17 protein-coding genes are annotated in these 14,877 nt (G+C 53.9%); 3 read left to right on the top strand and 14 right to left on the bottom strand.

Features of this window, described 5'->3' with window-relative positions; genetic code table 11:
• Window positions 1-16: 16 nt before the first annotated feature.
• The 5 genes from C8D90_RS01045 to flgB all read right to left on the bottom strand — a co-directional run bounded on the left by C8D90_RS01045 (window position 17) and on the right by flgB (window position 3,794).
• Window positions 17-772 carry a flagellar basal body rod protein FlgF gene (locus C8D90_RS01045; RefSeq protein WP_115456564.1) on the bottom strand — a complete coding sequence of 252 codons (756 nt, stop codon included), beginning with the start codon at window positions 770-772 and terminating at the stop codon, window positions 17-19.
• 21 nt (window positions 773-793) lie between these two features.
• Window positions 794-2,026 (bottom strand): flagellar hook protein FlgE, encoded by a 1,233-nt coding sequence (flgE, locus tag C8D90_RS01040; protein ID WP_115456563.1) that lies wholly within the window; start codon window positions 2,024-2,026, stop codon window positions 794-796.
• A gap of 178 nt (window positions 2,027-2,204) precedes the next feature.
• Window positions 2,205-2,939 carry a flagellar hook assembly protein FlgD gene (gene flgD / locus C8D90_RS01035; protein WP_115456562.1) on the bottom strand — a complete coding sequence of 245 codons (735 nt, stop codon included), beginning with the start codon at window positions 2,937-2,939 and terminating at the stop codon, window positions 2,205-2,207.
• A gap of 30 nt (window positions 2,940-2,969) precedes the next feature.
• Window positions 2,970-3,374 carry a flagellar basal body rod protein FlgC gene (flgC, locus tag C8D90_RS01030; RefSeq protein WP_115456561.1) on the bottom strand — a complete coding sequence of 135 codons (405 nt, stop codon included), beginning with the start codon at window positions 3,372-3,374 and terminating at the stop codon, window positions 2,970-2,972.
• A gap of 6 nt (window positions 3,375-3,380) precedes the next feature.
• Window positions 3,381-3,794, bottom strand: a complete 414-nt coding sequence (gene flgB / locus C8D90_RS01025) for a flagellar basal body rod protein FlgB (RefSeq protein WP_115456560.1) — start codon at window positions 3,792-3,794, stop codon at window positions 3,381-3,383.
• 201 nt (window positions 3,795-3,995) lie between these two features.
• Here flgB and flgA point away from each other — a divergent pair, with 201 nt between their 5' ends.
• From flgA to C8D90_RS01010, 3 genes are all read left to right on the top strand, one after another.
• The gene (flgA, locus tag C8D90_RS01020; protein ID WP_115456559.1) at window positions 3,996-4,655 is read left to right on the top strand and encodes a flagellar basal body P-ring formation chaperone FlgA; all 660 of its coding nucleotides are present in this window, start codon (window positions 3,996-3,998) and stop codon (window positions 4,653-4,655) included.
• Between the two features lie 231 nt (window positions 4,656-4,886).
• The gene (gene flgM / locus C8D90_RS01015) at window positions 4,887-5,186 is read left to right on the top strand and encodes a flagellar biosynthesis anti-sigma factor FlgM (protein WP_115456558.1); all 300 of its coding nucleotides are present in this window, start codon (window positions 4,887-4,889) and stop codon (window positions 5,184-5,186) included.
• A 5-nt stretch (window positions 5,187-5,191) separates the two neighbouring features.
• Complete coding sequence (locus C8D90_RS01010; protein ID WP_196238475.1) at window positions 5,192-5,620, top strand: flagella synthesis protein FlgN; 429 nt, start codon at window positions 5,192-5,194, stop codon at window positions 5,618-5,620.
• Between the two features lie 4 nt (window positions 5,621-5,624).
• Here C8D90_RS01010 and C8D90_RS01005 read toward each other — a convergent pair whose 3' ends face one another.
• The 9 genes from C8D90_RS01005 to C8D90_RS00970 all read right to left on the bottom strand — a co-directional run bounded on the left by C8D90_RS01005 (window position 5,625) and on the right by C8D90_RS00970 (window position 14,868).
• Window positions 5,625-5,999 carry a thioredoxin domain-containing protein gene (locus tag C8D90_RS01005; protein WP_115456556.1) on the bottom strand — a complete coding sequence of 125 codons (375 nt, stop codon included), beginning with the start codon at window positions 5,997-5,999 and terminating at the stop codon, window positions 5,625-5,627.
• Between the two features lie 14 nt (window positions 6,000-6,013).
• Complete coding sequence (locus tag C8D90_RS01000; RefSeq protein ID WP_115456555.1) at window positions 6,014-7,279, bottom strand: hypothetical protein; 1,266 nt, start codon at window positions 7,277-7,279, stop codon at window positions 6,014-6,016.
• Window positions 7,280-7,385: 106 nt separating this feature from the next.
• The gene (locus tag C8D90_RS00995; RefSeq protein ID WP_115456554.1) at window positions 7,386-8,378 is read right to left on the bottom strand and encodes a hypothetical protein; all 993 of its coding nucleotides are present in this window, start codon (window positions 8,376-8,378) and stop codon (window positions 7,386-7,388) included.
• 18 nt (window positions 8,379-8,396) lie between these two features.
• Window positions 8,397-9,389 carry a beta propeller repeat protein gene (locus C8D90_RS00990; protein WP_115456553.1) on the bottom strand — a complete coding sequence of 331 codons (993 nt, stop codon included), beginning with the start codon at window positions 9,387-9,389 and terminating at the stop codon, window positions 8,397-8,399.
• Window positions 9,390-9,415: 26 nt separating this feature from the next.
• Window positions 9,416-10,393 carry a beta propeller repeat protein gene (locus tag C8D90_RS00985; RefSeq protein ID WP_147291307.1) on the bottom strand — a complete coding sequence of 326 codons (978 nt, stop codon included), beginning with the start codon at window positions 10,391-10,393 and terminating at the stop codon, window positions 9,416-9,418.
• A 71-nt stretch (window positions 10,394-10,464) separates the two neighbouring features.
• Window positions 10,465-11,457 (bottom strand): hypothetical protein, encoded by a 993-nt coding sequence (locus tag C8D90_RS21920; protein ID WP_147291306.1) that lies wholly within the window; start codon window positions 11,455-11,457, stop codon window positions 10,465-10,467.
• A 17-nt stretch (window positions 11,458-11,474) separates the two neighbouring features.
• Complete coding sequence (locus C8D90_RS00980) at window positions 11,475-12,743, bottom strand: PAAR-like domain-containing protein (RefSeq protein WP_162844338.1); 1,269 nt, start codon at window positions 12,741-12,743, stop codon at window positions 11,475-11,477.
• Between the two features lie 11 nt (window positions 12,744-12,754).
• On the bottom strand, window positions 12,755-13,762 hold the full coding sequence (locus C8D90_RS00975) for a hypothetical protein (RefSeq protein WP_115456550.1): 1,008 nt from the start codon (window positions 13,760-13,762) through the stop codon (window positions 12,755-12,757).
• The gene (locus C8D90_RS00970) at window positions 13,759-14,868 is read right to left on the bottom strand and encodes a DUF2169 family type VI secretion system accessory protein (protein ID WP_115456549.1); all 1,110 of its coding nucleotides are present in this window, start codon (window positions 14,866-14,868) and stop codon (window positions 13,759-13,761) included. Before C8D90_RS00970 ends, C8D90_RS00975 begins: the two co-directional genes overlap by 4 nt.
• Between the last annotated feature and the right edge of the window lie 9 nt (window positions 14,869-14,877).

Raw genomic sequence — 14,877 nt, 5'->3', positions numbered from 1 at the left:
GGTTGGCCCCGGCGTATTAACTCAGCGACAGCAGTGAATTGGCGCGCTGTTCGTTCTCATTCACGCTGCTGATGACTTTCATTTGCATTTCGAAACGGCGGGCGTTGGCGATCATATCGACCATGGTTTCCACCGGTTTGACGTTACTGCCTTCCAGTACGCCGGGCATCACCCTGGCCTCCGGATCGGCGTTCAGCACCGCGCCGCGCTGCTGCTGTGCCTGCTCGGTCAGACGAAACAGGCCGTCTTCACCGTGCTCCAGCTCCTCCGGCGCGGCGGTGACCAGCTTCAGCCGTCCGACCTGCGTCGTGGTATTGGGCAAATCCCCCGCGCCCAGCGCGGTGATGGTGCCGTCCGCGGCGATGGTCAGCTCCGCGCGCTCCGGCACCATGATCGGTCCGTTGTCGCCGATCACCGGCAGGCCCTGGGACAGCAACTGGCCGGTATTGTCAATTTGCAGGCTGCCGTTGCGGGTATACCCTTCCGTGCCGTCCGCACGGCGCACCGCCAGCCAGCCCTGCTCCTGCAATGCCACGTCCAGCGGACGTTCGGTGTAATTGAGCGAGCCGAGGCTGAAATCGTGCGCAGGCGTCGAGGCGGTAACCAGCGTGCGGGTTTGCAGGGTTTCCCCTTCAACCGGCACGGCGCGCAGCGCGGCCAACTGTGCGCGAAAGCCGGGCGTCGTGGCGTTGGCCAGGTTGTTGGCGGTGACCGCCTGCCGCTCCAGCGTTTGGCTGGCAGCGCCCATCGCGGTGTAGATAGCGTGATCCATAAGCTTCTTTTGACCTCAAAATCAGCGCAGGCTGACCAGGGTTTGCAGGATTTGGTCCTGCGTCTTGATGGTCTGCGCGTTAGACTGATAGTTACGCTGCGCCACGATCATATTCACCAGTTCCTGGCTCAGATCGACGTTGGACGCTTCCACCGCGCCGCTGGTCAGCGAACCCAGCCCGCTGGCGCCCGCCACGCCCACAATCGGCTGCCCGGAGGTGGCCGTTGACTGCCAAACGTTGTCGCCCATCGACTCCAGCCCGTTCGGGTTGGCGAAGTTCGCCATGACGATCTGACCAAGCAACTGGGTCTGCTGGTTGGAGTAAGTGCCGACAATGGTGCCGTCGTCGTTGATCTGGTAGCCGATCATCTGGCCGGCCTGGTAGCCGTCCTGATTCTGGGAGACCACGCCGTCTTTACCGGTGTTCTGCTGCATGGAGCCGATGAAGGAGAGATCGAACGTCTGCGCCGGCGCTCCTTTCGAGGCCACCATGTCCAGCGTGATCGGCGTGTTGCCGTTGGTCAGGCGACCGTTTTGGTCGAAGATCAGGTTGCCGGCCGGGGTATAGCTTCCCGGCGTTGAGGTGTCGGCGCTGTCTATGCTGTACACCTGCCAGGTGGTTTCGTTGGTGACCGGATCGGTCGGCCCCTTCACGAAATAGAGGTTCATGTTATGAACGTTACCCAGGCTGTCGTAGGTCGTGATGGAGTTCGCATAGGTATAGGACTCTACGTCGGTCGGGGAGAAGGGCGAGTTCTTCGGCGGCTCATGGGATGAGTTCAGGTTCACCACCATGCTGCCGGCGACGCTGGCTTTGGCCGGCAACAACGTGGTGGGGATCTGGATCGGCATCGGCGTCGCGCCCTGCTGGATCGCAGGCGGCGTACCGGCAACCGGATAGCCGGTCAGTTGCAGGCCCTGGGCGTTAACCAGATAGTTGTTGGCGTCTTTGAGAAACTGGCCGTTACGGGTGTAGAAAATGCCACCCTCGCTGTCCTGCATACGGAAGAAGCCGTTGCCGCTGATTGCTACGTCCAGCCCGCGGTTGGTGGTTGTGGTGATGCCGTCGTTAAAGTTCTGCTGAACGCTGGCGACCTTAACCCCCATCCCCGTCTTGGAGCCGGCGAACATGTCGGCAAAGGCGACGGTGCCGGACTTAAACCCGACGGTTTGTGAGTTCGCAATATTGTTGCCGATAACGTCGAGACTGCTGGCAGCGGCGCTCAGGCCGCTGACTGCTTGAGAGAAACCCATAAAGCACTCCTGATTAGAGGACGAAAACCATGTTGATTCCGTTAGGAGCTAACCGTAGCCCCAGTAATACGAATACGCGCCATTCCTCTGCATACTCCCTCCCTCGCCCGTTATACGGGTGTTTTTCTTGCTATGATTTCATAAGCCACTGCTTTTCTTGAAAAAATTACGCCATAAATTAAAGAATCTGCCTGACTTCATCGAGGGTGACCGTACCCGCCGTACCCAGTTCCAGCATTGGCGTCTTGCCGTTTTTCGTCACCCCGAACACCATGCCGAACGTCAGCGGCTGCGCCACCACCGGCACGCCCTCGTTAGTGGCGTTGATCGTGAAGGTATAAGCCCCGTCCGGCGCCCCCTCCCCGCTTTCCGCCTTGCCGTCCCAGGTAAAGCTGTGCACCCCGGCCGGCACGCTGCCGAGATCGATTTTCTTCACGGCATTACCGCTGGCATCCTGAATTGTGACGATGACGCTTTCCGCCCCGCCATCCAGTTCCAGCCCGAACGGCGTTGTCGTTATAGCGCCGCCCTCCCCATCGCTGACCTGCAGCGTCGCCTCAGGCGGCGTTTCACGCCCCAGCAGAATAGTGCTGCCCGGAATCATGACGCCGCGCCCGATCAGCGAGCTGGCCTGCAATGACTGGCTGTGATCGATTTGGCCTGAAATCGCGCCCAGCGTAGTATTCAGCTTTTCAATGCCGCTGACCGTACTGATCTGCGCCAACTGGCTGGTTAACTGGCTGTTGTCCAGCGGATTGGTCGGGTCCTGGTTTCTCAGCTGCGCCACCAGCAGCGTCAGGAAGCTGTTTTGCAGGTCCTGACTGTTCTGTGCGCCTAAATCATTACCCGCCGCCGTTTTATTAACCGGTAAGCTGTTGTTAACCGGATCGTTGAGGGAAACGGAAACGCCCATAGCTGTTTTCTCCTTGTTGACTGAGCCGCGTTATTGACCCAGGGACAGGGTTTTCAACATCAGCGATTTGGTCGTGTTGAGCACTTCAACGTTGGCCTGGTAGCTGCGCGAAGCGGCGATGGTGTTGACCATTTCGCCCACGCTGTCGACGTTCGGCATACGCACGTAGCCGCGCCCGTCGGCCAGAGGATTGCCGGGCTGATATACCAGACGCTCCGGCGACGGGTCTTCCGTAATCTGCGCCACGCGCACGCCGCCGGTTTCCTGCCCCGGCGCGCTGTGGACGCGGAACACCACCTGTTTGGCGCGGTAAGGCTCGCCGTCCGGCCCGGTCACGCTGTCGGCGTTGGCCATGTTACTGGCGCTGACGTTCATACGCTGAGACTGCGCAGAAAGCGCGGAACCGGAAATATCAAAAATAGAAAGCAAAGACATGACCGTTTATCCTTGTTGCAGTACCGACATCATGCTTTTTATCTGGCCGCTGATGACGGTGAGATCGGTTTGGTAACGCAGGCTGTTATCGGCGAACTGGGTACGTTCGCGATCCATATCGACGCTGTTGCCGTCCAGCGCCGGTTGGTCCGGTACGCGGAACAGCAAATCCAGCGAGGGTGGACGGAAGTCCTGGGCCGGAATATGATTGCGGGCGGTCATCGACAGCGCGACGCCGCTGCCGGAAGGCCGCCCCTGCGTCAACGCTTTGTTGAGCTGGGCGGCGAAGTCAAAGTCCCTCGACTGGTAACCCGGCGTATCCGCATTGGCGATGTTGCTCGCCAGAATTTCCTGGCGTTGCGCGCGCAGGTTAAGCGCTTCCTTCTGAAAGCGCAGCGTACTCTCCAGTTTGTCGAGCATAGCTCCCCCATTAAGCCGTAACGCGCGTGGCGGACACGTTTCATACCGGCCATTAAGAATTTCCTGAGCACAAAGAATAGTGGTATCGGTAGCGAGACTATCGACGGAACAAAGGGAAAATGGGGGGCTATTTATCGCCTTTATACTTTTGGCGCGCGGGTAAACTTGTCAGCCTATCGATCCGACGGGGAGCCAGGGCAGATGAGAAGATTAGGGTTCAGCGTAGCCGTGGCGCTGTGGCTGCTGACGGGAACCACTCAGGCGGCTACGCCGCTGGAAGACGCCCTGACGCGCTATTTTCAGCAGCAGCAGGAAACGTCGCGCAAGGTCAGCGTTTCCGTCCTGTCTTCGCCGGAGCGCCTGCCGGCCTGCGAGGCGCCGGTATTCTCCCAACCGTCCGTCAGCCGCCGCTGGGGTAAGCTCAGCGTGGCGGCGCAGTGCCCGCAGAAAAAAAGCTATTTGCAGGTTGAAGTGCGTGTTACCGGCGCGTATCCGGTCGCCAAACGCCCTATCAGCCGCGGGCAGGCGCTGCACGCCACCGACTTCCGTCTGCGCACCGGCCGTCTCGACCAACTTCCCGCCACCACGTTGCTTAACCCGGACGCACTCAACGACGCCGTCGCCCTGCGCCCCCTTGTTCCCGGTCAGGCTGTGACCGCTTCCATGATTCGCCGGAGCTGGAAAGTCAAAGCCGGGCAAACGGTGCAGGTGCTGGCCGACGGCGAAGGGTTCAATGTCAGCAGCGAAGGCAAGGCGCTGAATAACGCGGCTGTTACCGAAACGGTACGGGTGCGGATGCCCTCAGGCCAGGTGGTCAGCGGAAAGGTCGACACACGGGGAGGCGTTAACCTGTTGTTTTGACGCTATAAAAAAAACCGCTTTTTTTGCTAAAGTAATTCCGCTGCGTGCCGATAGTAGAAATAGCAAAGATTAAAAAAACGCGATGACGATAGTTCGCCGCCTGCGGCCTCCTGTTGTCACGCCTGATGACATTTAATCCGGAGCCTGCGGCATACGGAATCGGGTAAAGGACTCACCTGCGCCGTATGCAATTATTCTAAAAAATACAATTTGCTGATAAAGGACACTTGCATGAGCATCGAACGTACATCCCCCCTGCCGCCGATCAACCCGATCCAGAGCCGGGAAAACGCGGAAATCGCCGCGCCCAAGAGCCGTAACGCCTCGCTGCCGCCGAATACGGACGCGGCGCAGGTCACGTTAAGCGACGCCCAGTCACGCCTGATGCGTTCTGGTCCGCAGGACATCAATCAGAAACGGGTAGACGAGGTGAAAGCGGCGATCGAAAGAGGTGAACTGGAGGTGGACACCGGCAAAATTGCCGATGCCCTGCTGCGTGATACCTATGATTTTTTGAACGGCGGTAAGTAATTTTCATGCCAGGATTATCCGACACGCTGGAACAAATTCACACCACGCTGGGTACGCTCGGCGAGGTGCTGACGCAAGAACAGGAACAACTGTGCGCGGGCCGCATCGATGCGGTGCGCCTGCAATCATGCACCCAGCGTAAAGAAACGCTGCTCGCCACCCTGCGGCACCTGGACACCCGGCGGCGCGGCGACAGTGAGATTCCCCCGCCTTATGAAGATCACCCTGCGCTTTCCGCCCGCTGGCAGGCCATCCGCGAGCTGACTCAGCGCCTGCAACACATGAATCAACATAACGGCCGCCTGCTGGAACAGCACCTGCAAAGAAATCAGGAGATGCTTGGCACGCTGCGCGGCCGCCACGGCCCCTCGCTGTACGGCCCCGACGGGCAGGCGCACCCCGGCCCGATGCCGGGCAAAAAACTGGGCGTCTGAACCTTTACAGCGGCTCGGTGAGAAAATCGCGGATGCCGGGATCGTCAATCCGGCCGCTGACCCCGGAACCGCGAATCAGCGCCAGCAGCGTTGATTTATCCGGCCTGAACGTCCCCAAAAACGCCACCCCTTCACGATGGTGAATCAGCAGCACCGGCAGGGTTTCCAGATCCACTTCGGTAACCATGTCAAAGTGCTCGTCAATATCCAGCCAGACAAAACACCCCGTATGCGAATTTTCCCTGGCCGCTTCCTCAAACACGGCCCGCCACTCTTCACAGTTATTGCACCAGGCGGCGCACATGCAGACAATAAGCGGCAGCCCGTGGTTGAGTGCGGCAACGATGGCCGGCTGATCTTTTTCCGGGTAATACAGCATGATCGCGCTCCTTATTATCCGTAAACCGTAGTGCGATCCAGGTCGCCCAGCGTAACCAGATGCCAGCGGGCACAAAGCACCTCCAGCATTGATGCATCCGCATCGGCGAGGATGCGGCGGCAGGCTTCGGCAACAACCGGCATGCCGAGCAATACCCGTTTCCCTTCCGGGCGCCAGGTTGAGACGTAGCGCGCCACGGCGTCGGGGTCCGGCGTGGACAGTTCCCCGGTCAGTTGCGTCAGGTGCGCGCTGATGTCGTCCGCCTCGTCTTCGTCGCTCTCTTCCGCCTCATCGTGATTAAAGATCAGATAGCTGTCATCATCGATATCCAGCCCGGTGATCAGGCTGACGGCCCACCAGCTCAGGGGAGCCAGCGCTTCCTGACGCATCAGGTCAAGAAGCCGGGGCACGGACTGCGGATCGCCGTGGTGAGCGAGAAAAAGGATTTTCAGGTAGTCGGGCAGCACGTTCAGCGCGTCGTTAACTTGCGCTCCGGCTGCCGGCGCGATATGCCCCGCCAGCCGTACCAGGAATTCGATCAGGTGCTGCCAGGCCGGTTCGTCCATGTCCTCCGGCTGCGGCGTATTCAGGCAGGCATGCAACACGCCCATCACCAGGGGGAACAGCGTGCGGGTGTCGGTTTTGGCGGCGAACAGCGCCAAAACGGCGGCGCGCCGCACCAGAAAAGATTCATCCTTGCAGGCATGATAAAGATAGGAATTCCACGGCGGCAGCGGAACCTCAGCCAGATAACGGCAAGCCATCGCCCGGATCAGGGCGTAATCGCTGTCGAACCAGGCATGCAGCAATTCATCGTTCAGCGGCAACCGCCCGGCGGCGTACAGGCCGGCGGCCACCGCCTGCCACAGCGGCTGGGGTGAATTCAGCCATATTTCCAGGCGCTCGCCATAGGCGGTGGCCGGTAGCTGACTCAGGGCGGAAATCACGCCCGGCGCGGCGACGCCTGCCGGCATTGCTTCCAACTGCGGGATTAAGGCGGCGATGCGTTTATCATCACCGGAGCCGTATGCCAGCCAGGCCGCGACAAAGGCTTCCCCTTCCGTCTGCCAGGTTTCCAGATTTTCCAGCGCCTCCGCCCATCCGGCGTCTTCTCCGTAGCGCAGGCCGTCGAGGTGCGCGCTCAGCAGGCGGTGAAAGTAGGCCAGCTTTTCCTGATCGACGGAGTGCGAAAAGGTGCTGTGCTCCGTCAGGTACCAGTAAAAGGCCGCATCTGACGCGTGCTGGCGAAGAAGCGGGGGAATGACGAGAGGAATGGTCATAAAAGGCATCCTTGTCTTGATCAATCTTTGCCTGAAAAATATGATTTTGACCGCTATTTTAAAGGCTGAATCTGTTTTTTGCTGTCGATGGGTTCACTAAAACCCGCTAGTTAAAACGGGGAATGATATTGTGCCAATGTTCGCCGTCATAAGTCCAGGCTTCATAGGCTCCGGCGACTAAAAGCATATCATCAGATGAATCAATATTTCCCCCTAAAGATATTCTCTTGCCTTGATAAAAAATATCATGATGCAAATGCTTTCCGTCCCAAAACAGCAGGCGATAATCATAGGCCAGCCAGAGTTTATTATCGAACCAACGGAGCGTGTTCATTTTCTCGGGTTGTTCGAATGTGCATATTTGTTCCCAGTGGTGATTTTTTCCTTTCCAGAGGGCGTTTCTGGCACCGATATAGACATTACCGTCCTGGGCGCAGCAGACGGTGTAAAGGAAATCATTTGCTGGGAAGTTACAGTTACTCCATTGTTCACCATCGTATTTCCAGACATCCCCTTTCCCGCCTGCAGCATAAATATCTTTCGCGGAAAATCCGTCAATATCCTGAAACCCACAGTTTTTATCTTTCGCTTCTCCCATCGGCCCTATTGGGGGGTAAAAACCGTTTCTGACGTTTTCCCATTTACCCACAGCTGCACGCTTATAAAGAAGCCTCCGGCTGCAGGCCGCCCAGGTATCTCCGGCAATACAACGCAGTTTTTCACAAACCGGAAGGCCGCCTTCATTCAAGGTTTCATAAGGCCAGCGCGGCTTCCCGCCCCCTAATGGCAGCACTGTTCCGTCAATGTCATTTGACAGCATGAGCAACTGGTTGTTTTGTTTTCGGTCAATACCAAGAACCGGCATATCAAAATCATCTAATTCGACAAAACCTAATTTTAAATGCGTGCTTTCGCTATTCAGCACACCTATCAGGCGGGTGGTAATTTCTCTATCATTTAGAGATACAGCATCATCGCTGCTGATGTCTTTTCTTGCTAAGAAGTAAAGGCTGTCTTTATCTTTTATTATACACCCGGTAAATGTATATCCGGAGCACACACCGTTAATGTAGTCTTTCTTGGGTAGTTTTCCGAACATCAGACCTCCATGGCGAATTTAATTAAACTCAGGAATAATGTTATGCCAGTCTTTCCCATCGTAGGTCCATGCGGAATAAGAACATGCGACCAGTAACATGTCGTCAGAGGCGTCAATGGCACCGCTTAGTGGTAATTTTTTACCATTATGGGTAATGTCATTATGTAATTTCTGTCCGTCCCACATAATCAATTTATAGTCGTATGCCAGCCAGAGTTTTTCGTCGAACCAACGCAGGTCGTTCATTGCCCCCGGATGTTTAAAGGTGCAAACAAGCTCCCATTGATCGTCCTTACCTTTCCAGAGTGCTTTTCTGGCGCCAACATAGACATACCCGTCTTTAGCGCAGCACACGGTATACAGATTATCGTCGGTTGGGAAAGCGCACTGACGCCATGTTTTGCCGTCGTACTTCCAGATATCCCCTTTTCCTCCTGCGGCATAAACGTCTTTTTCTGAAAAGCCATCGATATCATTGAAGCCACAGTCCGGATTATTCATTTCGCCATAAGGCTCTATGCCCGTCCCAAAGCCATTGCTGATTCTTTTCCACACTCCCATATTTGTTCTTTTATATACCAACCGTCTGTTGCCGGCGACCCAACTGTAGCCATCAATGCACCGAATTCTTTTACATCCGGGTAAAGAACCTTCTTGTAACGACTCATAAGGCCACGTTTTTTGTCCGCCGCCGATTGGTAATACCGTTCCGTCGTTGTCATTAGCTATCACAATGACCTGATTTTTGGGAACAACGGAAATGCCCAGAACAGGATGGTTGAAATCATCAACACCGAGCCCGCCCAACCGCAAAAACTCACCATCTCCTTCCGCTGCAGCAATAACCCGGCCAGGAATCTCGTAGTCATGCAGTGAAGAAGCCTCATCAGAAGTCAGGTCCTTTCTTGCAAGAAAATAAACCCTATTTGGATCGTTGATAACAGCAGCAAGGAGGATCTGTCCACTACAGACCTCTTTAACCTGTTCTGACCTCGCCGTTTTCCTAATCATGATCGATAGCAATGCTCCCCGACAGCTTAATTAAACTTAGGAATAATGTTATGCCAATCTTTTCCATCGTAGGTCCATGCGGAATAAGAGCATGCAACCAGTAACATGTCGTCAGAGGCATCAATGGCACCGCCGAGTGATATCTTTTCCCCATTATGGATAATGTCATTATGCAGTTTCTGCCCATCCCACATAATTAATTTATAGTCATATGCCAGCCAAAGTTTATCGGCAAACCAACGTAAATCATTCATTTCACTCTGGCGTTCAAATATACAAACCTGTTCCCATTGGTTATCTTTACCTTTCCAGAGTGCTTTTCTGGCGCCAACATAGACATAGCCATCTTTTGTACAGCACACGGTATACAGATTATCGTTAGTTGGGAAACCGCATTGATTCCATGTTTTTCCGTCATACTTCCAGATATCCCCTTTACCCCCTACGGCATAAACTTCTTTTTCTGAAAAGCCATCAATGTCATTGAAACCATAACTGAACGCATCTTTTTTGCTCAGATCCAAGCCTTCAGTAACGTTTTCCCACTTACCAATATCCACCCGTTTATAGACTTTACGATTTATACCTACTGCCCATGTATAGCCATCAATAGGACGGAGTCGTTTGCATTGCGGATAACCATTCTTTTGCAGTATTTCAAATGGCCAAAACTCTTTGCCGCCACCCATCGGTAAAATTGAACCGTCGCGATCGCTTGCCGCAAGCAAACCCTGGTTTACCGGCTTTTGTGAGATACCAATTATCGGTTGCGCGAATTTTTTTATTTCATTGGCCGCGATCAGTAAATCATCTTCATCTGGGTTTTCTTCCAGTACAATGATTCTTGTGGGGATTTTATGATCCTCGAGATCTGAGGCATCTTCTTCGCTCATATCTGCGCGAGCGAGGATGTAGGCGAGATCGTTGTAGCGAATGGCACAGTCCAGGAATATCTGCCCTTTGCACATATTCGATATATTCGCATTATCCAGAATCTTCTTCACCCCACCCTCGCAAAAATGAAAAAATATTGTTCACATCTATCTTTAGATGCATGTAATGCTTACCAGATTATTCAGTTAAAATTAGGAATAATATTGTACCAATCCTTTCCATCATAAGTCCAAGTTTCATATGATCGGGTAACAAACAGCATATTTTCAGATGAGTCAATATTACCACCTAAAGATATTTTTTTATCTTTATAAATAATATCGCTGTGCAAGTCACTCCCATCCCAATAAAGTAAACGATAGTCATAGGCGAGCCATAATTTATTATCAAACCACCTAAGATCATTCATTTCCTCTGGCTTTTCAAATTCACATATTCTCTCCCAGTGATGTTCCTTCCCACGCCAAAGTCCATTTCTGGCACCAACATACACATTACCATCTTTAGCACAACAAACTGTACATAAATAGTCATTGGTTGGAAATCCGCATTGGCTCCAGGAATCTCCATCAAATCGCCATATATCGCCTTTTCCTCCTACTGCGTATATTTCTTTTTCAGAAAATCCATCAATATCTTTGAAACCACAATCTTTATTCTTCGTCTCACCAAGAGGACTCATGCTTGCATCAAAACCTTTCCTTACATTAACCCACTGGCCAATATCTGTTCGTTTAAAAACAAGCCGTCTGCTACAAGCAGCCCAAGTATAACCGTCAATACAGCGTAAACGCCGGCACATTGGCATACCCTTTTTAAGCAGTGTTTCAAATGGCCAAGTGTCCTTCCCTCCACCTATAGGTAAAATACTGCCATGGTTATCATTAGCCAGTAATAAAGCTTGAGCAATAGGTTTTAATGAAATACCGATTTGAGGGAGCTCAAAGTTATTAATATCTACAGCGCCAACTTGTAATTCGTTACAATCCTGTCGTTCATGTAGTAAAATAACTCGTGTTGGTATTTCATAGTCATTACCCTCCGCAGCCTCATCTTCAGTAAGATCTTTTCTTGCTAAAAGGTATACAATATCATCAGTTCTGATTGCACAGCCAACAAAAATATGCCCCTGGCATACATCTTCAATATTTGATTGTGATATAATCTTTTTCATATTTTCTCTTCTTTAAATTAAATACTCATAGATGTCTGGTTTGCCCTTTGCTGGACTTTCTGAGCAACAATTTTAATGATGTCTGATTTTTCATTTTGCGTAAACTCGTTTGCCGTATTACCGACAGGCCCCATCTCGTTCTTACACTCTTTATAATAACTTTTCAGTTGTTCTTGTATACAAGATTTTGAACATCCAGAGTTAGAAGAAAACGTATCAATGACCGATTGAGCGCCAACATCAATTGCCTCATCCATACTCAGCGTTATTAAATCCAGATCTTTTCCTGTAGCCAGCATTTTATCAACTACAGCCTCTCTCATTCGACTACCGAACGCCTCATGCATTTCTTTATGAGATCCGCGGCTATGAGTAGTCCCCTCTACGCATATACAAGGAGCACTTCCATAGCCATATTTCTTACATTCGGCAGTTTTTGCCATAGCATGGGGCACTACATGATGACCTGTTTGACCATTACAGCATCCTTTAGAATGTCCATTTTTTGATTTATCCCCATTAGCTTTAGTTTTAGTAACCAATTCACATTTCTTGGCTGACAAGCAATCATTCTCTTTTGCACTTCTTGTTTGTGCATTAGCAAAATCATCAAGGCTCGTAAATGCCTCTCTATCCAAGTTAACACTTTCAAGTGCCGTACTTAAAACAGTCAATGGGTCATTTTCATTACCTTTACTATTTTCAGCAGAAGTCGTTACCGGTTTTATCTGCAGTAGCCCATCACTACAATGCTGATCTGTCCAGTCCTGCCCTTTCTCAACGCCTTCAGCACATTTCGTATTTATCTTATTTCTTTCATGTTTACACGGATCACCATCAGATCCAGCCACAATCGCTTTAGACAAAAAAGGAAACGTCGCCGTATTCCCTGGCTTGGAGCCATGGTTATGTGTCATCAGGTCGATATTACGGCATACCCCTTTTCCCTCGACCTTTACATTCATCGACCATTGGTTGTAATACGTTTTCCCTTTAATCTTTCGCGTCAACAATCCCTTCTGTAACGCAGGCGTTGCCGGTTCATCCCCCGTACTCGTAGAAAAATAAGAGCGATCGGTCAGGGCGATCGGCGAACGTTTGATACGAACCGTGGACGAGCCTTTTGCCAGCGAGGAAGGCGATGCCGAGTTGGGATAAGTCACCAACAAGGGTCCAGCCGGTGGCGTAGGCGGAGTCCAGCAAGGATCGGGAAAAGCAACGGATGTTTTACCACTGGAAGCTTTACAGCTAATTTCATCGCCATTGGCATATACATGGGTACTCATAATCATCCCTCTTAATATTCTACGGTCAGCACCACCCGATACCCCGAATCCGCACTAAAATGCACCAACCCACTGCGCCCCGGCGCGTCCTTCCCTGTCATTAACTCGGACAGATAAGCCAAAATCAGCGGCCCTACCGCCGCACCGGTTTCGCCCAGGCTGCTGGCCGGCGTCAGGTTGGGGAAGTCGGCGACGGGCTCGTCGAAGCAGCGGGTCAGCGCCAGCGAGATCTCCTTGAAATAGTAAGCCTCGCCGCTGATGTCGCCGATGTGAAACTGGTAACCGCTCAGCGCTTTACCGCTCTGTGCCTGTGCCATACGAATCGCGGCCGTCATGCCTTCCGCGCGGTGGACCTTTTCGTCCTGGAGCCAATGCGCCTCTTCCTGCGCAATGCCGACGCCGGTGATCCGCACGCCCCGTTCTCCGGGCCGGACGGCAGTCACCACCACCGCGCCCGCGCCTTCGCCGGGGATAAATCCGTGGTTATCGCCGCTCAGCAAGCGGTCGTCGTTCAGGTAATAGTTCAGGGTTTCCGGTTGAAAATAGCTGTCTACGCCGACGATCAGGGCATATTCCGACTGTTTATTGGCGAACAGCGCCCTGGCATAGGTCAGCGCGGACCCCAGCGCGGATTTACCGTGCGGGAAAACCCGCGAGGTGCGGTGGAATGAATGGGAAATACCGTTGACCGTCTGCTTCGCCCACAGGGCATTAATTCCCGGCCGGTTTTGCTCCGGCAGCAGCAGAATCAGCGTCATCGCCTGCGGCGGTATGCCGGGCAAGCGTTGCAGGCACTCCTGCGTCACCCGCTCAAACATCCAGGTGTAGCGCTCCGGTCCCCACAAGGGGTTTTGATACAGCTGCGCGCCGATCACCGGTTTTCCGCCGGCGCCGACAAAATCCGTCTCGTGAAAATGGTCGATCTCCGCCCGAATCGCCGCGCTGGCGGCCGGAGCTGAGTAGCCCACGGAACAGCACATGCCCCCGGCGATAATGCGGAGCTGCGGCATCTGAATCATACGTCACGCTCCCGCGTCTTTCCGTCGCTGCAACTGCCGCATCCCGCCAGCCCCATCGTTTTCTTGGCCCACCACTCTTTACACACCGGGCCGATGGAAATGGTGTCGAACTCTTTCAGCTTGCGCTTAATCGGCAAAGTTACCCGCCAGACCACCGAAAAACGGCCTTCATCCGGCTCAAAATAGAGGGTGTCCACCACCACGTCGGGCTTGATGACCTGATAATCAACCGTCAGCACCTGCACCGGCATGTTGTCCAGACGCGGCAGCCGGAAACGCACTGCGGGGCGGCCCGGCATCATATGCTGCAACATCACCTCTTCACCGCCGCGCGGGAAATCAATTTGCTGATCTTCCGGCACCGACTGGTGGTAGCGGATATCAAAATCGCGCGGCAGCAGGGGGAAATCATTCCGGCGCCAGTTATCGTCGTAGGTTCCGGCGTAACGCCGCCGCTGCGGATGGTTGCGCGGCAAAGCGGAAAATGCGACCGGGCGCACGCCGTCATCCGGCTTACGCACCTCGTCGCCCGGCACCAGCAGGCTGGGCAGCGGCAAACCGGCCACCAGATTAGCCGGCGCTTTGCTGGCATAACCAGTGCCGACGCCATTATCCATATACATTTCTATTTGCGTCTGCCCGTCATGCTGCCAAAAATGCATGCCGCCAAAGGCGTTGCCGTAGTGCAACGGCATGGAGGTGAAAGGTTGCATCTCGCTGGCCTGCCAGCCCAGCACGGCCGGAAGCCAGTTGCGGCTCCCGCATACCCGCAGTTGTTTCGCCATCGAACCAACCTTCGCCGCCACGGTCAGCGCTTTCACCGGGCGGCCATCCGGCGCGTGGGCGCTGGCGTTAAAGACCACGTCGCACTTCTGCTTGCGCAGGCAAAAATCATGTTCCGCCAGCGGCGCGGTGGTGCCCGGATCGCCGACGTAGCTGTCGGCGGTCAGCAAAGGCTGCGCGGGGATCTGCGGGCGCGGCTTTTTATCGTTGGCGGGAATGCGGTACGTCGCCTTGATCGCCAGCACCAGGTGCTCGCGGCCTTCGTTGTCCAGGGCTACGTTGATGTCCGCGACGGTATGCTTCGCGGCGTTGACTATTTCCATATCACCGGC

The sequence above is a fragment of the Enterobacillus tribolii genome (assembly GCF_003363015.1).
Taxonomy (GTDB): domain Bacteria; phylum Pseudomonadota; class Gammaproteobacteria; order Enterobacterales; family Enterobacteriaceae; genus Enterobacillus; species Enterobacillus tribolii.
The sequence above is the reverse complement of the archived record's forward strand: the minus strand, read 5'-3'. Positions and strand labels throughout refer to the sequence as shown.

Excerpts from the sequence above, each read along its gene's own strand:
- flgA (WP_115456559.1), top strand. The coding sequence starts at position 3,996 with ATGAGAAGATTAGGGTTCAGCGTAGCCGTGGCGCTGTGGCTGCTGACG.
- C8D90_RS01045 (WP_115456564.1), bottom strand. The coding sequence starts at position 772 with ATGGATCACGCTATCTACACCGCGATGGGCGCTGCCAGCCAAACGCTG.
- C8D90_RS00995 (WP_115456554.1), bottom strand. The coding sequence starts at position 8,378 with ATGTTCGGAAAACTACCCAAGAAAGACTACATTAACGGTGTGTGCTCC.
- flgD (WP_115456562.1), bottom strand. The coding sequence starts at position 2,939 with ATGGGCGTTTCCGTTTCCCTCAACGATCCGGTTAACAACAGCTTACCG.
- C8D90_RS01010 (WP_196238475.1), top strand. The coding sequence starts at position 5,192 with ATGCCAGGATTATCCGACACGCTGGAACAAATTCACACCACGCTGGGT.
- C8D90_RS00970 (WP_115456549.1), bottom strand. The coding sequence starts at position 14,868 with ATGGAAATAGTCAACGCCGCGAAGCATACCGTCGCGGACATCAACGTA.
- flgM (WP_115456558.1), top strand. The coding sequence starts at position 4,887 with ATGAGCATCGAACGTACATCCCCCCTGCCGCCGATCAACCCGATCCAG.
- C8D90_RS00980 (WP_162844338.1), bottom strand. The coding sequence starts at position 12,743 with ATGAGTACCCATGTATATGCCAATGGCGATGAAATTAGCTGTAAAGCT.
- C8D90_RS21920 (WP_147291306.1), bottom strand. The coding sequence starts at position 11,457 with ATGAAAAAGATTATATCACAATCAAATATTGAAGATGTATGCCAGGGG.
- C8D90_RS00975 (WP_115456550.1), bottom strand. The coding sequence starts at position 13,762 with ATGATTCAGATGCCGCAGCTCCGCATTATCGCCGGGGGCATGTGCTGT.
- C8D90_RS01005 (WP_115456556.1), bottom strand. The coding sequence starts at position 5,999 with ATGCTGTATTACCCGGAAAAAGATCAGCCGGCCATCGTTGCCGCACTC.
- flgC (WP_115456561.1), bottom strand. The coding sequence starts at position 3,374 with ATGTCTTTGCTTTCTATTTTTGATATTTCCGGTTCCGCGCTTTCTGCG.
- flgE (WP_115456563.1), bottom strand. The coding sequence starts at position 2,026 with ATGGGTTTCTCTCAAGCAGTCAGCGGCCTGAGCGCCGCTGCCAGCAGT.
- flgB (WP_115456560.1), bottom strand. The coding sequence starts at position 3,794 with ATGCTCGACAAACTGGAGAGTACGCTGCGCTTTCAGAAGGAAGCGCTT.
- C8D90_RS01000 (WP_115456555.1), bottom strand. The coding sequence starts at position 7,279 with ATGACCATTCCTCTCGTCATTCCCCCGCTTCTTCGCCAGCACGCGTCA.
- C8D90_RS00990 (WP_115456553.1), bottom strand. The coding sequence starts at position 9,389 with ATGATTAGGAAAACGGCGAGGTCAGAACAGGTTAAAGAGGTCTGTAGT.